The following is an 18,156-nucleotide window of genomic DNA, read 5'->3' as shown; positions in this document are numbered from 1 at the left end:
GGTGACCTCATGAGTGAAACAGTTGTAGGAATTGGAATAATTGCGCTGCTGCTTTTATCGGCAGCAGCAGTTATGCTGTCAGAAAACAAAAGACGAAAGCTTTTTTTGCAGCAGAAATTAAAAAATGCCTGGGGACAAATACCTGACCGGGAATATACGTATGAAGATTTCCATCATATTTCGCAGTTTTTTCATAAGAGAGAAAAAGAAGGCTTTTTCATTGACGATATCACATGGAATGATTTAGACATGGACCGTATTTTCATGCTGCTGAACCAGACTTTTTCCGCCGTAGGAGGAGATTGTCTGTATGATATTTTGCGAAAACCGGTATTTGAAGAGAAAGAACTAAAATATCGCAATCGGTTGATGCTGTTTTTTGCTAAAAATCAGGAAATAAGAGAGCAGGTGCAGACTATTCTTGCTTCTGTGCGAAAATCCGGCAGCAATAGTATTTACGAAAATATTCATGTAACAACAGAAGTAAACATCAAAGGAAAAAACGTACAGATTGGATTTTGCAGCGCTTTTTTCCTGTCGCTTCTTGTCTTTATTTTGGCGCCTAATCCCGGAGTCTTTTTGTTTCTTTTGGTCTGTGTTGTGAATATCGGCGCTTATATGACACAGAAGCAGGAGGTGGATGCTTATCTTTCCAGCTTCAGAAATGTATTGCAGCTTTTAGAAGCTTATAAGAAACTGGAAAAGCTAAAAATACCGGAGCTGGAAGCTGCCATGGCAAGAGGAATACCGGCACAGAAAAGGCTGGCAGGCTTTCAGAAACGTTCCTCGCTTGTTATTGACAGAAGTTCAACGGGAGGCGGACTGGAAGGCATGCTTATGGATTACATTCGTATGCTGACTCATATTGATTTGATTAAATTTCAGGATATGATGAAGTCCATGAAGGAAAACCGAAAGGAACTGGAGGAGCTGATTTATACTTTAGGTTATATAGACAGCATGATTTCCATTGCATCTTTTCGTGAAACTTTGCCTTATTATACTTGTCCTGAATTTAGGGAAGAGAAAAGAGCGTATATGGATGTGGAAAATCTTTACCATCCGTTGATTGAAAATCCCGTGGCAAACAGTATTTCTGCCAAAGGGGGCATTTTGGTAACCGGTTCCAATGCTTCGGGAAAATCTACATTTTTGAAAAATATTGCCATAAACAGTATTTTTGCCCAAACTATTTATACCTGTACGGCATCTTCTTATTGCGCACCTTATTTTCAGGTCATGACTTCCATGGCGCTACGAGATGATTTAGGAAGCGGAGAAAGCTATTACATCGTAGAAATCCGTTCCTTAAAGAGAATTTTAGACGCTGCAAAATCCGGCGAAAATCTGCTGTGTATTATTGACGAGGTATTACGAGGAACCAATACCATTGAGCGAATTGGAGCATCTTCCCAAATATTAGCGCACATCTGTAAAAACAATGTATTGTCTTTTGCGGCAACTCATGATATTGAATTGTCCTATATGCTTCAGGAATATTATGAAAATTATCATTTCGAAGAGGAAGTACGAGAAAAAGACGTTGTGTTTAACTATCTTCTGAAAAAAGGAAGAGTAACTACCAGAAATGCCATTCGCCTTTTAGAAATGATTGGCTATGATAAAACATTGATTGAAGAGGCGAAAAGAGCAGTAGAGGAGTTTGAAGCTTCCGGCAGTTGGAAAAATGTCGAAAAAGCAAGATAGAAAATTGTAAAATTTTGCATAGAAATATTGACAGATTTTCAGAAAGTTGTCATAATAAATCATAACAAAAGGAAAAAAATTTCTTTTTATATTTTAGAAAAGAAGAAGAAAATACACGAGAAAGAGACACATCTTTTTCTGCAAAGCAGGCACATCTTTTTGTAAAATCTGAATATCTTATCTTACAGACAGGGATACCGAAACGGTATCCCCTTTTTCTTATTGCTGAAGAATTTTCGTCCTATGAAATAAAAGATACTCCGCAAGGCTCACTGCGGAGAAAAAGATTAGCAAAAGCCGTGTCCGTTGCCGCAGCATAAGAGCAGGATAATCAGTAAAAGACAACTGTTATCTCCGCCGCATCCACAGCCGTCTCCGCCAAATCCGTTACCGCAGAAGCATAATAATAACAAAATCCAGATAATGCAGTTGCAATCACCGAAATTGTGTGTCATACCTCCTCCACAGTTGTCTTCGCATCCGCAACCACAGTTTGTAGCAGCTAAATCACTCATGAATAAATCCTCCAAAAATTTTGATTACACTTACATACTATGTGAACAAAGAAAAATGGTGCAAAGAAATCAAAAAAAATTTAGGAAAGAGTTAAAGTAGAAAGTACCTGATAAATGTCCAACGTTCCGTATCCCCATTCCCGATTGGGATATAAGCGTTCAGGGCTTCGCTTTGCTCCTCTTATCAGCAAAGTTTTCAGTTCTGTGTTATTGAAAATTCTGGCAGGAGTACGGCGCATACCCCATTCTACCAACAAAGCGCATCCTCCGGCTGTAATTGCAGCAGATACAGAAGTTCCCGACAGAGTGGTAAAACGATTGTTCGGGGCTGGTCCAAAAACATTGACGCCGGGAGCAGCTAAATCCGGTTTTATTTGACCGCTTCTTGTATATCCCCTACTGGAGTTTAAAAACAGGCTGTTATTGTAAGCATTATAAGCGGCTGTGGTAATCACAGAAGCAGAGTCTGAAGGAGCAGTAAGGGTGGTGTCTGGATTTGGCTGTATAAAGGTAATGTCCGGTCTTGCAAGCCCTGTAATCGGAAGCCACATATGAAAGGTTCCCTGCCCCGGCATATTAGTATAAATCCGTATTTTCCAGATACCTTGTGTAGGTTCGGAGAAACGAATGAAAATCAGTTGATTGCCTGAAACTGTCTGGAACATTTCTGAACTGACAAATATTTTTGTGTTTTCTAAGATAAAGGAAATGTTTTCACTAAAGCTGATACGGGGAGATAATTTTTGTACGATTTCTCCTAAAGGAGACTCAAATCCAACCGCATAGACTTCAGGAGGGTCACTCCAAAACTCCACACAAAATCCGGAAGTGTTCTCGGCTACTAATATTTCAACCTCTTTAAAAGTTTCGTTTCCGGAAAAATTCCCATAATAGTGATGTGCCTTTCCGGCTTCATTTCCGGCAGCGACAACAGAGTGAATCCCCCGATAGTTGTCGGCAATGCCCAGCATAGAGTCTACCGGCGAAACACCTGCATGAGGGCCTTGATTAGTACCAAGTCCCAAGCACAGTACAAGTGGTTTTTTCAGTTTTTCAGCTAATAAAGTAAGATAGCGAATGCCCATCATTATATCTGTGCTCTGATATGCCGGCTGCTCGCCATTGGCCAAAAAAAGTGTTTTTAAATACTGTTTTGCTTCTTTTAATTTTACAACAGCCAGCATACTTTCCGGAGCAGCGCCGTTAAAATCGGACCGGGGAAGAGTGCTTCCTCCCGCTACACCTGCAAGGAAGGTTCCATGCCCATTAGTATCTTCGCTGGGAACTACGGAAAAGGGCGTTGTTGCGGTAAGGGCATTATTTAAGTCCTCATTACTGTAAGCACTTCCATATTCTAAATCAAAGGGAGGCGTACCATCTTGAACTGTCTGATCCCAGAGACCGTAAATTCTGCTGCTTCCGTCTGTTCTTCGAAATGCAGGATGTGTATAATCAATGCCTGTGTCAATAAATCCTAAAAGCACATCTGCTCCCTTTAAGTTTAAAACAGGCTGCGTCTGCACCGTCGTAATACCGGAAGCATCCAGACTTACTGTATCAAGGAGAGTATAGAGCTTTGGCAGAGTGTTGTAAAAAAATCCATATTCGTAAAAATCAGGGTAAAATTCCTCTTCTAAGGGATAGTGTACCATTCCATAATAGCGGTTAAAAATCTGCGCTCCCCATTCTGCGTATTCCTCTAAAAAATCAGAATATACGGGTAGAATAATATCCGCATATTTTTCTGAGAGAATAAATTCTTTTTTTGATGGCATAAACAACTCCATAGGACTTTTCTTTCAATCTATGAAAGGAGGGGAGAAAACTTGCCAAGATTGCCAGCGGAACTTTACATGAAAGATTTCCGTATATATAATAAAAGCAGAAACTATTGTTCATGGTATCGGTAAATGGAAAGCGATGAGGGAAATGTCTATGAATATGGAGAAAATTATTCGTTTGGTAACAAAGACAAAAGAGTTAATTAAAAACCGTGAAATGGCTGCTCATGTAAAGGAAAAAGGGGTAGCAGATTATGTAACACAGGTAGATATTGCAGTGCAGAATTTCTTAAAAAAAGAATTGTTTCTTCTTGCTCCAGATATTCAATTTCTCGGTGAAGAAACCGGATTGCAGGAAATGAAAGCCGACAGCTTTTGGATTTTAGATCCGGTTGACGGAACAACAAATCTGATGCACGATTATCAACATAGTGTTGTATCTTTAGCGCTTTGTTATCAGGATGAAATTGTTATGGGAATTGTATATAATCCCTTCCATGAAGAAATATTTTCTGCAATAAAAGGAAAAGGAAGTTTCCTAAACGGACAGCCGATAAAGGTATCAAAGGCAGAAAAACTTTCAGATACAATCATTGGTCTTGGAACTGCAAAAAGAGAACTTGCTGACGAAAACTTTGCACGATTTCGCAGAGTTTTCGGAGCGTGTCAGGATGTCCGTAGAATTGGTTCTGCGGCTCTGGAGCTGGCATATACTGCCTGTGGAAGGCAGGACGGATATTTCGAGATATATCTAAATCCTTGGGATTATGCTGCGGGTATGCTTTTAGTTCAGGAAGCAGGAGGAATAGTAACTGATTTTGCAGGAAATCCCCTTAATCCCAGAGAAGGAGGCAGTGTAGTAGGAACAAACGGAAATATTCATGGGGAGTTGTTAAAACTTTTGTAAGAAGAATGGTAAAGAACTCTGTTTTCGTACTTTTCTATGTCCGTTACATATACTAATGAAAAAGGAAATTTTGTCATGGACAAAGAAAAAGCAGCCGGCAATTATCGGCACGATAATACAGGAGACGAACTTTGGACAGGAAAAGGAATAGGTGTTGCTGTATTAGACACAGGGGAATGAGTTATTATAATGCTAAGTTAGAAAGAACCCAGTAAATACAAGGGTTTCGCTGACTTTTGTCCTACGAAAAAATGAGAAACACTATGATAATTTTGATGATGAGTACCGGTATCAGAGTCAAAATATAGTGGTGAAAAGGAGGTTTGCAATAATATAACTCAAGGTGGTTAGAGTATAAATTTGCTGGTTGATTTTATAATACTGATTTTCTTTCCGCCCGGAAGAAAGAGATATTATGATTAAAGGTTTTATGCTTTAAGTACATGGAGTTTGGTATTATTAAAAGTGATTTGCTGGTATTGGGAGGAGTGGGGTGTATATGATGAAGGAAAGATTAAGAAAATCAATAGTACGAGCTGTGTTTATATTCTTGTGGGGATGGCTAATGCACTATTTTTACATAGAAGAAGGACAGATTGATATATTCAAAATGTGGTTACTAATTGGTTTTCCGTTTGGCATATATAAAATTCATTTATGGTTGATACCTAAAAATTTAGATATTGGTGGTACTGTTGGTGTATGGACTATGAATATAATTATTGGGTGCATCATGGGTGGTTTTGTTGTGATAGGATATATTTTAAGATTACTATATGATGTTTTTACTGTAATGGTAGAGCGGGTTTGGTAACAGAAAAAAGCAAGTATGAGAAGAGTGCTACATACTTGCTTTTTCTGTTTCATCAGGTTCTAACAATTCATCGTAAGTAGTATTCAGACAATCCCGAATACCACGAAGTTGCGAAGCTGTGATGTGTTGAATTCCACGTTCGATTTTAACAAGAGATTCTCTTGTGATATTTATATTCTGTAACTGAAGCATACGGACAAGTTCGGTTTGATGGATACCTTTGGATAATCTGATTTTTCGTATGTTCTTTCCAATAAAGATATCTGTTTGTTTGATTTTTTGTTCCATAATTACCCTCTTATATCTGGACTCATATTAGTCCTTTTTTATCTTTATCATAACGGGTGAAAATGATACAATGGGACTAGAATGAGTCCACTTAGTGGAATAGTAAAAAGATATTTATTGAAAGGTGTTGGAATATGAAATTGAATGGACAGGGATGCTATCGAATTAAAAAGTGGGTATTTTGGGTAATGGTTTTATTGTTTATTACCTTAATTACTATGGCAGGGCAGAAAGAAAAGATTAGAGAGAAATGGCTGCACAGCCAAAAGAGAGTAGAGATATCTTTTGAGGGAGAAAAGTCCGAACTGAAAGATATTAGTACATGTTATTTATGCGGTTTAAACAATGAAAGTCTAATGGGGGTATTTCAGGGATCGGATGATATTGGAATTATATCTTTGTTGGATTGGTATATAGTGGAATTGAGATTAGATAGCTATAAGGATTCTAAAGGTTCACAGATTACATATACCAATACAGGAGGTACATTCTATTCGACTGGTGGATCACCAAGCCGGGGAATGGCAAATGCGGAAATAATGCTTCCAGATACTTATAAGTTGGATATGAATTTTTTGGCGGAGCATTTGTGTCAGAAATGTTTAGATAAGATTACAGAGAGCTTGAGATATTCAAAATGGGAATACGAAGAAAAGAAAGTAATACCACTTTGTATAGTCGATTTTCAGACTTTAGAAATATACTCTTTGCAAGATTATCATGCAGGATGTATGGTAAGAGATTATTGGATAAATATGGAACATGAAGAAAATGAAATTAGGGTTGAAGCATTTTATGTGCCAGAACGGATTTAAGGATACTTTCAGTGATATGAAGAAATGAACTATAATTTTCTAAATAAATATCTCCCATTATATGGTTTGGTGTGCTACCCGTCAAGTAGACAAATAAAAAAATATAAAGTTTTTGTGTTGCCCAGTATATGCCGGGCAACATTTTTATGCTACTAATAATTGTTTTTCGTAAAATTCCATCGGTGTTAAGATTCCAAGTCCACGCTGCGGACGATCATTTGTATAATAATTCATATATTCCGTAATTGCCTGAACTAATTCTTCTCTAGTATGAAACTTTTGTTTGTAGTACATTTCTCGTTTTAGGATTCCCCAAAAGCCTTTCATCGGACCATTATCTGTGCAATGAGCTACGAAGAATTTTCCGCAGACCGTATCTGTTTATGCGACATAGGGCTAGACGTATGGAACATCGTATTGCAAGGGCGGTAAGTGCTGGCGGTATTTCGGGCGGTGTGGCTGGTGCGGTGGCTGGAAGTGCCGTTGCTGGCAAGAGAGCCGAAAGAAAAAATACGGCTTCTAAAGAAAATCGGGGCAATACCACTTCCAGCATGGGACAGCGTGCAGGCTCAAAGGTGGGTGCTGTCTTAGATACGAAAAATAAAGTGAAAGACAAGGCAAACGCTGTCAAAGAAAATATCAAGGATATGCCGACTCAGACCGCTTATGCGGTGTATTCTGCAAAGGAAAAGGCAAAGTCCAGCGTGTCCGACTTCAAGCGTGTGTTGTGGTATACTAAAGTTGTAACATTCCGTTCGGATAAAATAGAATAAAACGAACAAGGAGAAACCACCATGACCAAAAAGTACAGCGAAGAATTTAAAAAGCAGATGGTACAGGAATATTTAAAAGGTACCAGCTATCCAAAACTTTCAAAAGAATATCAGGTTGCAAAATCCACCCTTGTAGGATGGGTAAAAAAATACAGCGAAGAATGCCAGTCTACAAAGCCACAAACCTCTCCCTCTTTTTCAGAAAATGCAAAGGAAATACACGAGCTTCATAAGCGTATCCAGGAACTGGAAAAGGAAAATCTTTTCTTAAAAAAAGCGGCGGCATTCTTTGCAAAGGAAATCGATTAGAGGCTTATCGATTTATTGATGAACATAAGGATTTCTTTGGGTTACGCTGGTTATTAAAGCATTTCCATATTTATCCCAATGCTTATTATAATTACCGGAAAAACCGGAAGAAATCTTTTCTGCAGCATCGGCAACAAGTTTTTGAACAAATTAAAACCATTTATTATAATAACAACCGAATTTTAGGACATAGACCCATGAGGATCTTTTTGAAAAGGCAGGAGATTTCTCTAAGTAAGACTACCGTCCATAAATATATGAACCAAATTCTGGGACTTCATGCAAGGATCATGAGAAAGAAGCCGGCATATGTCCATGGAACAAAAAATAAGATTTTCCCAAACCTCCTAAAGCAGGATTTCCATTGTACGGAGCCAAACCGGATATGGTGTACAGATTTCACCTATATCCGTATGAGGAATGGAAAAATGCGTTATAACTGCTCTATTCTTGATTTATATGACCGTAGTATAGTTGCCACTTTAAATTCGGATTATATCAATACGGAATTGGCAAAAGCAACTTTAGAGAAGGCACTGATGGAAGAAAAGCCTGAAAAAGGATTGATTTTACATAGCGATCAAGGCTGCCAGTTTACATCATGGGGGTTTATCAATTATTGTGAAAGCAGGGGGATTTGTCAGAGTATGAGTAAGGCAGGCTGTCCTTATGATAACGCACCGATGGAGCGCTTTTATAACACACTAAAAAATGAACTGATATATCCTAATCATTTTTATGATGCAGCCAGCTTAGATGAAGCACTAAACCGATATGTGTACGTATGGTACAATCATGTCCGTCCTCATTCCTACAATGATTGGAAAACACCATTTGAAGCTCGATATGCCGGGTGAATTTTCGAACAAAGTGTTACAAAAATGCTTGACCACTACAATACTTTAGGGTGGAAATCAATCGAGCTACTACTTTTTGATTGCGTCGGTTCGTATTATAGTTTGAACTATCCAGATAGGCGTCCTGTGATTCCCCATACTTTTCTGTAAAATAATAGGACATAAGCGAACGGAGGTTACGTTCGATCTGGAGTAAATATTTAAAAAATAAATCTCGTAAATCAGAGTCAAATTCATATAAGGCAACAATTTCCTCGAATGTTGTTCCTATTTTATATGTTTTGGTAAAAGGAACTCGGAATAAGTGCTTGTACCCACCAATCAAAGGGAAATATCCGATTTGCTTGAGCATGGCTTCTGCATAAGCTCGATCAGATATGATGATTACTTTGTCCTCTAAATGTTGTATTTGCTGCTCAAAGCTGGCAAATGTTTTTTTCGTCATAGTATTCACCTCTATATAGCAAAAGAGGGAGAGACCCGCAGGCTCTCCCCCGGTTACGGGCTTCGCAAGTTTCCGCAACACGATCACTGAACCTAATATAACAAACCAATGTAAAAATGTCAACTGTTTCCGAAGGAATCTTCCACAGGAGATTTACAAAGGATTATAAGGTTCTAGGGTAGTATATGTATTGACTGGGTAAATAATACATCAGAGAAATGAATGAAGGGGACTATAAGTATAAAAAAATAGCGTTCTATTAGGCTGCGGAGCAAGAAAAATTCTTCCATTCTTTATGTGGATAAAGTATAATATTATAAAACAAATCCAAATTGTATGTGGAGGAATATGAAGTGAAAATATATTACAAAGGCTTTTTATGCAATCTTGCCCCCTATCGTGTGATGGGCGAAGATAGACATGCATTATTTCCTATTACCCAGTCGAATGATCCTATATTTTATGAAGAATTTGATGAAGTTCACTATGGATTATGGGCGAAAGTATTAACAGATGAAGAATATCAAGAAATCGTTGATGCTGTTACGAAAAATGAATAGACAACTTTGAATTTGGGAGATATAAAAATGGTATATAATGATTTGAGAAGTAAGCTAAATGAATACAACTGGGATGACGGATTTGAAATTCCAAAACAAATACTTGCTGCCCCCAGTTGTGATTTAGCACTAGCATTAGAGATATTTTATTTAAGTGATGGTTATGCTTTCTTAGACGATTCAACAAAGACAACTGACTTAAAAGAATGGAGGAAATTTATTACCGTTCTCTATGATGATATATTGAACAATAAATTTCCAAAGACAAGCACAGCATTTGAAATTCCATTATCCCAAGTTCAAAAATACAAACTTCAGAAAAAAGGTATTTCAAAAATTTTTTTGACTGACTTATAACTTAGAATTTAAGGTAGAATTGATAATGACAATAGAAGAAGTTTTTAGTGATTTATATGATAAATATGGTGAAGATTTTAACTGGTATATGCTTCCGTTAACACAGGCTGATGGAATGTTTGTTACTGAATTGAAAAATGAAATTGGGGAAGATCACTTCTTATATGACAAAAGAATTTGGGCAGTAGCAAAGTGTGAATCTAATGATGATGTGTTATATGTTACTGACAACGGAAGGAATGCGGACATCTACTATATTTTTCATTTGACTTACTCAAAGTATAATTCTGATGGATTTCCTCGATATGAAGAATTAAAAGATGTATATGCAGTAAAAGCATTTATTGAACAGTCCATAATTTGAAAATAAAATTTAAACTACAACTACCAGTTTATAGAACTATGTTAAATCATAAAATCACATTGAGGTGGCAATTATGCGATATAAAAAAATTGTATTGAGTATTATAGCAAGTGTGCTTGGTTTAGGGCTGTTAAGTGGTTGTGGTGGTTATTCTCATGATTTTAATTCAAGTGAAGAAGCACAAAAATATGTATTAGCAAAATTAAAGGACAAATACAATGAAGAATTTACCATTAAAGAAGTGAAGAAGTACAAAGAAGAAAAAATTGGATTGAATTGGATTAGCGTAGAAGTTTCTAGTAAAGAAAATTCTTCTCAAACTTCTACTGTATATGCACGAAATACTGGTCTTTTTAAGGATGGTTATCATGTTTATTACTATTCTGATGAAATAGAAGAACTTGCAACTCCTTTATTTCAAGATAAGCCTTTCATAAGAAATTATCAACTTGAAGTACAAGGGCATACAACAACGACAGAATGGAATGGTAAGGAAAGTGTAGAAGAATATCTGAAAAAAAGAGAATATGAAATAGAAACAAGCATATATCTTAATGATGGAAAAACAGACGAGGAATATGCAGAAGAAATTTCCCATATCATGCAGGAAATTGTAGAAAGTAATTTGGTTTTAAATATTTCAGTATATACAAATGATGATAACATTATTTTCTATTCTCTACCAGAACAGCACAGTCAACCAGATGTAGAAGTGATTTTAGAAAAAATGGAAGATGTGAGAAGTTTACAAGAAACAAAAGAAGATTACAAAGAGTGGAAAAAACAAAATCAAAATAATGCAAAAGATTAAGAGTGGAAATATTTAAAAAAAATGGTGATTATTTGTATTTAAGAGAAGAAGGAGGATTTTGGTATGCAGAGAAATAAATCAAATGAAATAGCAAGAGATATAATTAGAACAGCCAAGGAAACATTTAATGAAAAGATAAATAATATAACTCTTTTTAATCTTACAGATGAGCCATATAAAATGTTTAGTATAAAATGTACGATATATAATTATTTTGTGCTTGTATTCAATTATGATAGAGGGCATTTTGGATGTAATATAGTGTGTGGAGATGATGCTATTGCGTTACCAAATGATAGAGAGTGGGATAATGATTGTGATTTTGCTGCATTTTGGAAAAATGTAGATGAGCAGATAAGATTACGAATACCAGATAAATATTTGCAGGCATATGGTTGGTTATAAATTTAATTATGTCTCCACATATAATGGTCTCATAAATGTTGTAGGACTAATGTACAATCCAATATTCCTAGCGTTGCTAAACATTAAATCTGAAAAAGCGTATAAATTATGTAGACAAAATTTGAATAAATGGATAGGCAGTCTGGTTGTTGATCAGGCTGCTTTTTGCATAAAAATTTTTATGATGTCATGTGTAAAAAAAATATATACAAGAAATATCTGATAATATATAATTCTATTATAAATTATCGACAAAGAAAAGGAGTGCTATTTTGATGAAATATATACGGATTTACACAGAATCAAAGTCAATGAACAGTTATTATTATGAGGAACAGACCGGAGAAATGTTCATTCTTGAGCAAAGCAAAGGTGGGAACGGGCTTTCTGTTGGAATCATTGCTGGAATTTCACTTGTGATATATGCGTTTGTAAGGAAAATAGAAAAGCCAATTTCTTTTGATGCAAATCTGTTGTATTGGATTTCTGTGGGGATCGGAGTTGCATTAGGCGTACTTATCGCTGGATATATGCTAAAACGTGCAAAAAGAAAAATTGAAAAAAATGTAAGAATCTATCCCTGTGGACTAAAAGAAAAGCAGGCAATGGCAAAACAGAATCACAGATATTTTTTTACATACATTTTTCTGATTCTTGTCATGGTTGGGATATGTGCAGCCTCTCATTTCCTAATGATATGGGTTGTTCCATCCGTTTTGGTATATGCTTTTTTAAATTCATTGATGTGCTTGTTGACAATTTTACTGACAATCGCTTTTATAGGAAATCATCCCATAAAGGGATGGAAAATTGCAAGTAGAATACTGAGAGGAGAAAGGTAATGGCATATTTAATTCCAACTTTATATGTAATTGTATCTTATACATTTTTTCTTTTACCCGGTTTATTTGATCATGTAATGGAATTGAAGATTCTTTCAATTCTTTTACCGTTTATTATGGGAGTTGTTAATTTGATTACTGTATTAACCGTAGGAAGAAAGTGGACAAGAAAAACACTGTTAAACTGTACGTTGATTATTAAATATGGCTTGATTCCGTTTTATTTGATTGGAGGTAGCATTACGATCGGCGTAACGGTTGCGGCATTATTTCCATTACCGTTAATGGCATTGCTTGGACTTGTAACGATTGTCTTTTTGATTTTTGGTTATGGAATTTTGTTGGGAGCATCTCCCTATGCACTTGCATATATCATAAAGTCGTGTAAAGAAGGAAAATACTCAAAAATAGTGGCGATTCTGTCCGGTATATGCCAATTTCTTTTTTCGTTTGATGTGCTTTCCATGATGATACTGACAATAAAGGAAAAGCATTTGGTCAAAACAACAATCTGTGTTTTGGGGGGAATGTGCCTCATAATTCTTTTGATTCTGTTAGACGTGTTTGCGTCATTTGTATAAATTGCAGGAAAGATGATTTTTAATAACAAGTGAAAAATATTTTGGAGGAATGATTATGATCACAATGAATGAAAAAGATAAAAATGAAATGTTAGACTCTATTTTAAATGAAAAGGAAGAGTATCTATGCAAACTTTGGGGAGTTTTAATGGCTGATTCCAAAACTTATGCAGCAATCGGAGGACTCTCTGCGATAGTAGGAGGTGGAGCTGCTGCATTAGGAGCATTAAGTAATGCTTACTGTTATATAGGTGTTACAGAGCAACATTTGAATTTTGTTGTTGTTGACTCTGTAGACGTTCGTAATATTAAAAACAGAATATCTATTCCAATGGAATGTATCACAAAAGCAGAAGTGAAGGGTGGACTCTTGCCGGGAAGAAAAGTTGTAACGGTATATTTCGAAAAAAACAAATTAAAAATCTCCCTTATGAATAATGCAATCGGTTCTGATATTCAAGGACAAAAAGAGAATGTAGAGAGAGTTTGCCAGATGATTCAAAAGGCTTGTAAAAACTAAAAATCAGCCGTTGGTCATAAAGAAGGTGATTCATGATGTGTGATAAATTGAAAAAGGAAGAATTTTTCAGGGTATTATCCCTTTGATCTTGTTCATTGATTTATAATTGAAACTCGTTATTGAATAATAGGAAGTGGTAGTGCTAGGAGAGTAGAATGCTAAAATTATGTTATAAAAATAATGATAAAAGAACAGATGAATATTATTTTGATTTACAATCTCAGAAAGTATATAAAATCTGTCTTTCAACATATTATGCAAAACAAAATACAAGAGGTATTCCATTTGTTTTCATCTCAGGTGGGATATTAGCAATACTTTTAGAGCAGGTATCTCAACGTGTATATTACCTAAAAATGGTAGGATGCTGCTGTTGTTTCTGGTAATTGGAATATTAGTTCTGATTGATAAAAAAGTGAAAAAATCATTCATAGAAAAGTACCAATACATAGAGGAACACACAATGGGAATTCCTATGGAAAAAGAGGAGGTATTAAAGCTATACACGCTGGGGAAATGGAACAGAAGGGCGTTAGGTTTTATTGCCTTTATAGGTTTGCTTATTTTTCTTATTGGGATGATTCTTATAATACAGACAGCTCATCTTACTGGGATGTTTCTGGTTTTATTAGGTGGAATAATAGGGGTTATCTTTTTCCATTACGGAGAATTTATGGAAGTGGCAAAAGTAAAAAAATGTTTACGGACAAGTAATGTTTGAAATGAGTTTTCAAACAGAGAGGGAGATGTTCTTTTTGGAACGAAATAGATATATTCAGGTATGCAGGGAAAATGAGTACGCTGTTTTATATTATGACAATAAAGAAGAAAAAATAATACGATATAAAACAGGGAAAAAATTTTCATTTTCCTTAAAATATCAATTATGTATTTTGGTTACGTTGTATTTGGGATATTTATTAAATGCTAAGGTTTATATGGTATTGGCTCAAAATAGTTGCTTGAAACATTTTATCGCTTTTTTGTGCCTTAGTATCGGTTACATTGGTTTATTATTTTTTGAAAATGACATAGCAAAAAAGATAAAAAATGAGGGAGTAGAAGTGCCGTATATCCTATCTGATGAATTGCTGCAGAAAGGGCAAAAGGATTTAAAAACGCAAAAAATGATCATATATCTATGGACTTTGATTTCCGTGGTAATATTGTGGATCTTTTACCTGACGAATTTGGTTATGGTTTTGGTACTATTTTTAGTCAGCATGATTGCTTTATCCGCTATGGCTGCGGCAACAAGACCAGTTTTACGAGCAAAATTATATCAAGCATATACTAGAAAGAAGGGAGATTAGATATGAACCCAATTAAAGTATTGGAATGGAAAGGAATGTATCCCATTAAAAAAATACTACTTGTAATGATATGGCTGTTCGGATGCTTTTTATGTGTGGCAGGAATCATTATATTTATTTCTGACAATGATGTGAAGAATTTATTGGTTGGAATACTTTTTGGAATAGGGGGTGTCGTATTCTTTTCTCCAATTAAAAAATATGTGCTTACAACATATCACTGTGTTCCTGGTTTAAATTCCAAGTTACAAAAAGTGGAGCTTGAAAAGTTACTTGAAGGAGAAGTATTTGAAAAGATATCGAAGAAAGACAGTAATATTACGAATTGTGATATTAAATTAAGTGAACATTGGATTTGTGCAAAAGGGAAACTGATTGCTAAAAATCTTCTTATTATTGGGTATCCAAGAGTAACGTCTAGCTTAATAGGAAGAGCAACGACACCTATGGTATTTATTTATATGACCGGGGATATTGTTAAGGTGGATTTAAAGACGGATTTATCTGTAGAAAAAATATCTTTACTGAGGAAATATTTCTGGCATAATTTGGGGATTGTATCAACTGAGGTTTTAGGAAAATCTGAAGAAGAGGTAACAGATATTTTTTCAAAACAATTTCAAGTATTGAAAGAAGAGATGAACTTAGATGATCGTGAACTTCTCATAGAAATGATAAAGGAACCAGAAAAATATAGGAAAATATATATGGAAATATTACCGTACCATATAAAAAAATGGTGCAAAAAACAAAATATAGAGGAGAGAAAACAGTAAAGAATTCAATCACATAGAGGTGGTTCATATGCGATATAAAAAACTTATATTAGGTATGATAACAAGTGTGTTCTGCTTAGGACTTCTCAACGGCTGTAACCGTTATTCCTGTGATTTTCATTCCAGTGAAGAGGCACAGAAATATGTGTTAGCGAAATTAAAAGATAAATATAAAGAAGAATTTGTTATTACAAAAGTAAAGACCTACAAAGAAGAAAAAATCGGTTTGAATTGGGTGATTGCAGAAGTGGTCAGTAAAGAAAATTCATCTAAAACAGCTACCGTATATGCACGAAATACGGGATATTTTAAAGATGATTATCACGCCCATTATTTTTCAGAACAGTTAAAATCACTTGCAGATCCTTTATTTCAGGATAAGGATTTTGTAAAAGATTATCAATTTGAAATACAAGGTCATACAACTACCACAAAATGGAATGGTAAGGAAAGTATAGAAGAATACTTGGAAAAAAGAGAGTATGAAATAGAAGTATATCTATATCTTAATGATAGAAAAACGGATGAAGAATACGCAAAAGAGATTTCTGATATCATGCAAGAAATTGTAAAAAGTGATTTGAATTTTGATATTTCCGTATATGTAAATGATGAGGATCTTATTTTCTATTCGTTGCCTGACCAACACATAAAACCAGATATAGAAGTTATTTTGGAAGAAATGGATGATGTCAAAAGTCAGCAAGAAACACTAAAAAATTACAAAGAATGGAAAAAACAAAATCAGCATAATGAAACAAATCCTGAATGAAAGAGGAGGGGTATGGTGAAACGAAAAGTAGGAGCGATATTAGTTATTGTAGGAATGCAGTTGCTTATATTTGGAGTAATATGTTCACAATGGGTTTATATACGTATAGGATTAGGGAATCAATACATATTAGGGAGATCATTATTATCGACACTAGGAATCCTGTTTATGATACTCGGAAATGCCTTTTACAGAGTGTTGTATAGACCACATGAGGAGCATGCCTCAACCAAAGAAAAGTATGGAAAACCAAAGAACGTGCTATTACGAATAGAGTGGAAAAAGTGGTATCCATTAAAGAAATTTATTGCTTTTCTGTTGTGGAATATCTGTTTGTTTACAGTATTGATAAGTACGATATTTTATTGTTCTGAGCAAGAAACAGATTCTAAGACATTGTTTGGCTACATCATTTTTATAATCACTACAATTGCTACATTTTCACCTATGAGAAAGTATGTAAGTCCCAAATATCGTTGCCTTCCTCACATCGGAGATGTGCTTAGCAAAACAGAACTGAATAAAATGCTGGGGGATGAGGATTTTCAGGGAATAGAGAAATTTAAAGAAATGTCCATCTATCCATACGTAAAAGAAAGTAGAAATTGGTTCTGGATTGGTGGACTGCTGTTGCACAAAAAGATGGTGGTGGCAATAGATTTTGGATTGAGGACATCCCCTAATCATATGCATTCACAAATTAAATTGATGTACGTGGATGGAGAAGTAGGAGAAATTATTTTGTCTGACCTATATTATGAAAGAAGCACGGAACTATATGGGTATTTATGGAAAAAAGCAGGAATTTTAGGAGGCAACGTTGCGGGAATTCCGTGGTATAGAAAAAATACTGAAATAGCTAGGGAATATCTAAATAACAGTAAGTTTGGCAAAAAGGATTTTTATGAAAAAATGGAACATGTAGACGAAATCCGGATGCTGCTGATGGAGAAATTTGGCGATGAAGAGGATAAAATAAAATATCAAATCGGTGAAGAAAAAGCATCCAAGGCTATAAGACAGGGGAGGAATAGAAAGAGTATCAGAAAGTAAAACAAATTTGTAAGGGATAGAGTTTATTTTGGAAGAAATGTACAGCATCAAAATTTACAAGAGACAATGAAACATACTGGAGAATGGAAAAAAACAAAATCAGCATAATGAAGCAAATCCTGAACGAAAAAGGGAGTGGTAATAAGATGGGCATTTTGGACAGATTGAAAAGAGGAAAACGGACATCAAAGGAAGAGTGTAGTGGAGTTGTAAGCAATGCAAAGAAAAATAGTATGACAGCGGTTGAGTATGCAAAAAGCTTTCAAAAGAATTTTGATTTTTCTGAGAGAAGTATAGGGGATCTGGAAGAAATTCTGGATTATTATGCAAAGGATCTATTAGAAAGCAGACCAACAGAAAATCAAGTGTGGAGTATGTCCCTTATTTTTGGCTCTTATCTGGGGGAAGTGATGTTAAAAAACGGTCTTTCTAAAAGAGGGTATCATTGGGGAATGCAGAATACGGGCAATATTCCCCTGTTGATGGCTGATGATGAAAAATATGTTAAGATTGCAGATTCATTAGAAGAGTTTTTAATAAAAATACAGGAAGATGATAATTATTATTTAGAAAGAATCGTTTAAATCATAA

The 18,156-nt window shown here is 35.3% G+C and carries 23 protein-coding genes and 2 pseudogenes; 20 read left to right on the top strand and 5 right to left on the bottom strand.

The annotated features are described in order from the left end of the window. Positions 1 to 9 precede the first annotated feature (9 nt). Positions 10 to 1,707, top strand: a complete 1,698-nt coding sequence (locus tag CGC63_RS07775) for a MutS-related protein (protein WP_003021542.1) — start codon at positions 10 to 12, stop codon at positions 1,705 to 1,707. 287 nt (positions 1,708 to 1,994) lie between these two features. On the opposite strand, the gene CGC63_RS07770 is transcribed toward CGC63_RS07775, so the two are convergent. Together CGC63_RS07770 and CGC63_RS07765 are read right to left on the bottom strand one after the other, a co-directional pair. Then, positions 1,995 to 2,222 carry a hypothetical protein gene (locus tag CGC63_RS07770; RefSeq protein WP_003021548.1) on the bottom strand — a complete coding sequence of 76 codons (228 nt, stop codon included), beginning with the start codon at positions 2,220 to 2,222 and terminating at the stop codon, positions 1,995 to 1,997. Positions 2,223 to 2,302: 80 nt separating this feature from the next. Next, entirely contained in the window at positions 2,303 to 3,997 is a 1,695-nt protein-coding gene (locus CGC63_RS07765; protein ID WP_052530453.1) for a S8 family peptidase, read from the bottom strand. A gap of 160 nt (positions 3,998 to 4,157) precedes the next feature. Between CGC63_RS07765 and CGC63_RS07760 the strand changes: the two genes are divergently transcribed. Both CGC63_RS07760 and CGC63_RS07755 read left to right on the top strand, forming a co-directional pair. Beyond that, on the top strand, positions 4,158 to 4,910 hold the full coding sequence (locus tag CGC63_RS07760) for an inositol monophosphatase family protein (protein ID WP_040351139.1): 753 nt from the start codon (positions 4,158 to 4,160) through the stop codon (positions 4,908 to 4,910). A 499-nt stretch (positions 4,911 to 5,409) separates the two neighbouring features. After that, positions 5,410 to 5,724, top strand: coding sequence for a DUF6050 family protein (locus CGC63_RS07755; protein ID WP_003021560.1), 315 nt, complete (start codon positions 5,410 to 5,412; stop codon positions 5,722 to 5,724). A 27-nt stretch (positions 5,725 to 5,751) separates the two neighbouring features. On the opposite strand, the gene CGC63_RS07750 is transcribed toward CGC63_RS07755, so the two are convergent. Further along, positions 5,752 to 6,012, bottom strand: coding sequence for a helix-turn-helix domain-containing protein (locus tag CGC63_RS07750; RefSeq protein WP_003021562.1), 261 nt, complete (start codon positions 6,010 to 6,012; stop codon positions 5,752 to 5,754). Between the two features lie 134 nt (positions 6,013 to 6,146). Here CGC63_RS07750 and CGC63_RS07745 point away from each other — a divergent pair, with 134 nt between their 5' ends. Then, positions 6,147 to 6,827 (top strand): hypothetical protein, encoded by a 681-nt coding sequence (locus CGC63_RS07745; RefSeq protein WP_003021564.1) that lies wholly within the window; start codon positions 6,147 to 6,149, stop codon positions 6,825 to 6,827. Positions 6,828 to 6,971: 144 nt separating this feature from the next. Here CGC63_RS07745 and CGC63_RS07740 read toward each other — a convergent pair. Beyond that, positions 6,972 to 7,163, bottom strand: a pseudogene (locus CGC63_RS07740) (IS3 family transposase); the annotation flags it as partial. A gap of 17 nt (positions 7,164 to 7,180) precedes the next feature. Here CGC63_RS07740 and CGC63_RS07735 point away from each other — a divergent pair. Together CGC63_RS07735 and CGC63_RS07730 are read left to right on the top strand one after the other, a co-directional pair. After that, positions 7,181 to 7,549, top strand: a pseudogene (locus CGC63_RS07735) (YtxH domain-containing protein); the annotation flags it as partial. 72 nt (positions 7,550 to 7,621) lie between these two features. Further along, a protein-coding gene (locus CGC63_RS07730) for an IS3 family transposase (RefSeq protein ID WP_089438678.1) occupies positions 7,622 to 8,766 on the top strand; the annotation gives its coding sequence in 2 pieces (ribosomal slippage) (positions 7,622 to 7,867 and positions 7,870 to 8,766; 1,143 coding nt in all). 16 nt (positions 8,767 to 8,782) lie between these two features. Here CGC63_RS07730 and CGC63_RS07725 read toward each other — a convergent pair. Then, positions 8,783 to 9,211, bottom strand: a complete 429-nt coding sequence (locus CGC63_RS07725) for an Abi family protein (protein ID WP_233447395.1) — start codon at positions 9,209 to 9,211, stop codon at positions 8,783 to 8,785. Positions 9,212 to 9,549: 338 nt separating this feature from the next. Between CGC63_RS07725 and CGC63_RS07720 the strand changes: the two genes are divergently transcribed. The 14 genes from CGC63_RS07720 (at position 9,550) to CGC63_RS07650 (ending at position 18,149) form a co-directional block, all read left to right on the top strand. Then, positions 9,550 to 9,771 (top strand): hypothetical protein, encoded by a 222-nt coding sequence (locus CGC63_RS07720; RefSeq protein WP_004221611.1) that lies wholly within the window; start codon positions 9,550 to 9,552, stop codon positions 9,769 to 9,771. 27 nt (positions 9,772 to 9,798) lie between these two features. Next, positions 9,799 to 10,128, top strand: a complete 330-nt coding sequence (locus CGC63_RS07715; protein WP_004221612.1) for a DUF4274 domain-containing protein — start codon at positions 9,799 to 9,801, stop codon at positions 10,126 to 10,128. 25 nt (positions 10,129 to 10,153) lie between these two features. Next, entirely contained in the window at positions 10,154 to 10,492 is a 339-nt protein-coding gene (locus CGC63_RS07710; RefSeq protein ID WP_004221613.1) for a hypothetical protein, read from the top strand. A 73-nt stretch (positions 10,493 to 10,565) separates the two neighbouring features. Continuing rightward, positions 10,566 to 11,303 carry a hypothetical protein gene (locus tag CGC63_RS07705; protein ID WP_004221614.1) on the top strand — a complete coding sequence of 246 codons (738 nt, stop codon included), beginning with the start codon at positions 10,566 to 10,568 and terminating at the stop codon, positions 11,301 to 11,303. Positions 11,304 to 11,366: 63 nt separating this feature from the next. Continuing rightward, positions 11,367 to 11,708 carry a hypothetical protein gene (locus CGC63_RS07700; protein WP_004221615.1) on the top strand — a complete coding sequence of 114 codons (342 nt, stop codon included), beginning with the start codon at positions 11,367 to 11,369 and terminating at the stop codon, positions 11,706 to 11,708. Between the two features lie 311 nt (positions 11,709 to 12,019). Continuing rightward, on the top strand, positions 12,020 to 12,550 hold the full coding sequence (locus CGC63_RS07690; protein ID WP_004221619.1) for a hypothetical protein: 531 nt from the start codon (positions 12,020 to 12,022) through the stop codon (positions 12,548 to 12,550). Next, positions 12,550 to 13,131 (top strand): DUF6652 family protein, encoded by a 582-nt coding sequence (locus CGC63_RS07685; protein ID WP_004221621.1) that lies wholly within the window; start codon positions 12,550 to 12,552, stop codon positions 13,129 to 13,131. Before CGC63_RS07690 ends, CGC63_RS07685 begins: the two co-directional genes overlap by 1 nt. A 55-nt stretch (positions 13,132 to 13,186) precedes the next feature. Continuing rightward, positions 13,187 to 13,651: a hypothetical protein gene (locus CGC63_RS07680; RefSeq protein ID WP_039959497.1), complete on the top strand. Its 465-nt coding sequence runs from the start codon at positions 13,187 to 13,189 to the stop codon at positions 13,649 to 13,651. A gap of 373 nt (positions 13,652 to 14,024) precedes the next feature. Next, a complete protein-coding gene (locus CGC63_RS15655; RefSeq protein ID WP_242970491.1) occupies positions 14,025 to 14,372 on the top strand; it encodes a hypothetical protein in 348 nt (115 codons plus the stop codon). 25 nt (positions 14,373 to 14,397) lie between these two features. After that, complete coding sequence (locus CGC63_RS07670) at positions 14,398 to 14,964, top strand: hypothetical protein (protein WP_172620989.1); 567 nt, start codon at positions 14,398 to 14,400, stop codon at positions 14,962 to 14,964. Between the two features lie 2 nt (positions 14,965 to 14,966). Beyond that, positions 14,967 to 15,740 carry a hypothetical protein gene (locus CGC63_RS07665; protein WP_004221631.1) on the top strand — a complete coding sequence of 258 codons (774 nt, stop codon included), beginning with the start codon at positions 14,967 to 14,969 and terminating at the stop codon, positions 15,738 to 15,740. A gap of 145 nt (positions 15,741 to 15,885) precedes the next feature. Next, positions 15,886 to 16,512, top strand: coding sequence for a hypothetical protein (locus tag CGC63_RS07660; RefSeq protein ID WP_242648437.1), 627 nt, complete (start codon positions 15,886 to 15,888; stop codon positions 16,510 to 16,512). A 12-nt stretch (positions 16,513 to 16,524) separates the two neighbouring features. Beyond that, positions 16,525 to 17,565: a hypothetical protein gene (locus tag CGC63_RS07655; protein ID WP_004221635.1), complete on the top strand. Its 1,041-nt coding sequence runs from the start codon at positions 16,525 to 16,527 to the stop codon at positions 17,563 to 17,565. Positions 17,566 to 17,648: 83 nt separating this feature from the next. After that, on the top strand, positions 17,649 to 18,149 hold the full coding sequence (locus CGC63_RS07650) for a hypothetical protein (protein ID WP_004221637.1): 501 nt from the start codon (positions 17,649 to 17,651) through the stop codon (positions 18,147 to 18,149). Positions 18,150 to 18,156 lie beyond the last annotated feature (7 nt).

Origin of the sequence: Blautia hansenii DSM 20583 (assembly GCF_002222595.2) — a bacterium.
GTDB classification, from domain to species: domain Bacteria; phylum Bacillota; class Clostridia; order Lachnospirales; family Lachnospiraceae; genus Blautia; species Blautia hansenii.
This window is presented reverse-complemented; position numbering and strand designations above follow the sequence as displayed.

Coding starts and splice junctions, on each gene's coding strand:
- CGC63_RS07775 (WP_003021542.1), top strand. CDS start 10: ATGAGTGAAACAGTTGTAGGAATTGGAATAATTGCGCTGCTGCTTTTA.
- CGC63_RS07770 (WP_003021548.1), bottom strand. CDS start 2,222: ATGAGTGATTTAGCTGCTACAAACTGTGGTTGCGGATGCGAAGACAAC.
- CGC63_RS07765 (WP_052530453.1), bottom strand. CDS start 3,997: ATGCCATCAAAAAAAGAATTTATTCTCTCAGAAAAATATGCGGATATT.
- CGC63_RS07760 (WP_040351139.1), top strand. CDS start 4,158: ATGAATATGGAGAAAATTATTCGTTTGGTAACAAAGACAAAAGAGTTA.
- CGC63_RS07755 (WP_003021560.1), top strand. CDS start 5,410: ATGATGAAGGAAAGATTAAGAAAATCAATAGTACGAGCTGTGTTTATA.
- CGC63_RS07750 (WP_003021562.1), bottom strand. CDS start 6,012: ATGGAACAAAAAATCAAACAAACAGATATCTTTATTGGAAAGAACATA.
- CGC63_RS07745 (WP_003021564.1), top strand. CDS start 6,147: ATGAAATTGAATGGACAGGGATGCTATCGAATTAAAAAGTGGGTATTT.
- CGC63_RS07725 (WP_233447395.1), bottom strand. CDS start 9,211: ATGACGAAAAAAACATTTGCCAGCTTTGAGCAGCAAATACAACATTTA.
- CGC63_RS07715 (WP_004221612.1), top strand. CDS start 9,799: ATGGTATATAATGATTTGAGAAGTAAGCTAAATGAATACAACTGGGAT.
- CGC63_RS07710 (WP_004221613.1), top strand. CDS start 10,154: ATGACAATAGAAGAAGTTTTTAGTGATTTATATGATAAATATGGTGAA.
- CGC63_RS07705 (WP_004221614.1), top strand. CDS start 10,566: ATGCGATATAAAAAAATTGTATTGAGTATTATAGCAAGTGTGCTTGGT.
- CGC63_RS07700 (WP_004221615.1), top strand. CDS start 11,367: ATGCAGAGAAATAAATCAAATGAAATAGCAAGAGATATAATTAGAACA.
- CGC63_RS07690 (WP_004221619.1), top strand. CDS start 12,020: ATGAACAGTTATTATTATGAGGAACAGACCGGAGAAATGTTCATTCTT.
- CGC63_RS07685 (WP_004221621.1), top strand. CDS start 12,550: ATGGCATATTTAATTCCAACTTTATATGTAATTGTATCTTATACATTT.
- CGC63_RS07680 (WP_039959497.1), top strand. CDS start 13,187: ATGATCACAATGAATGAAAAAGATAAAAATGAAATGTTAGACTCTATT.
- CGC63_RS07670 (WP_172620989.1), top strand. CDS start 14,398: ATGTTCTTTTTGGAACGAAATAGATATATTCAGGTATGCAGGGAAAAT.
- CGC63_RS07665 (WP_004221631.1), top strand. CDS start 14,967: ATGAACCCAATTAAAGTATTGGAATGGAAAGGAATGTATCCCATTAAA.
- CGC63_RS07655 (WP_004221635.1), top strand. CDS start 16,525: ATGGTGAAACGAAAAGTAGGAGCGATATTAGTTATTGTAGGAATGCAG.
- CGC63_RS07650 (WP_004221637.1), top strand. CDS start 17,649: ATGGAAAAAAACAAAATCAGCATAATGAAGCAAATCCTGAACGAAAAA.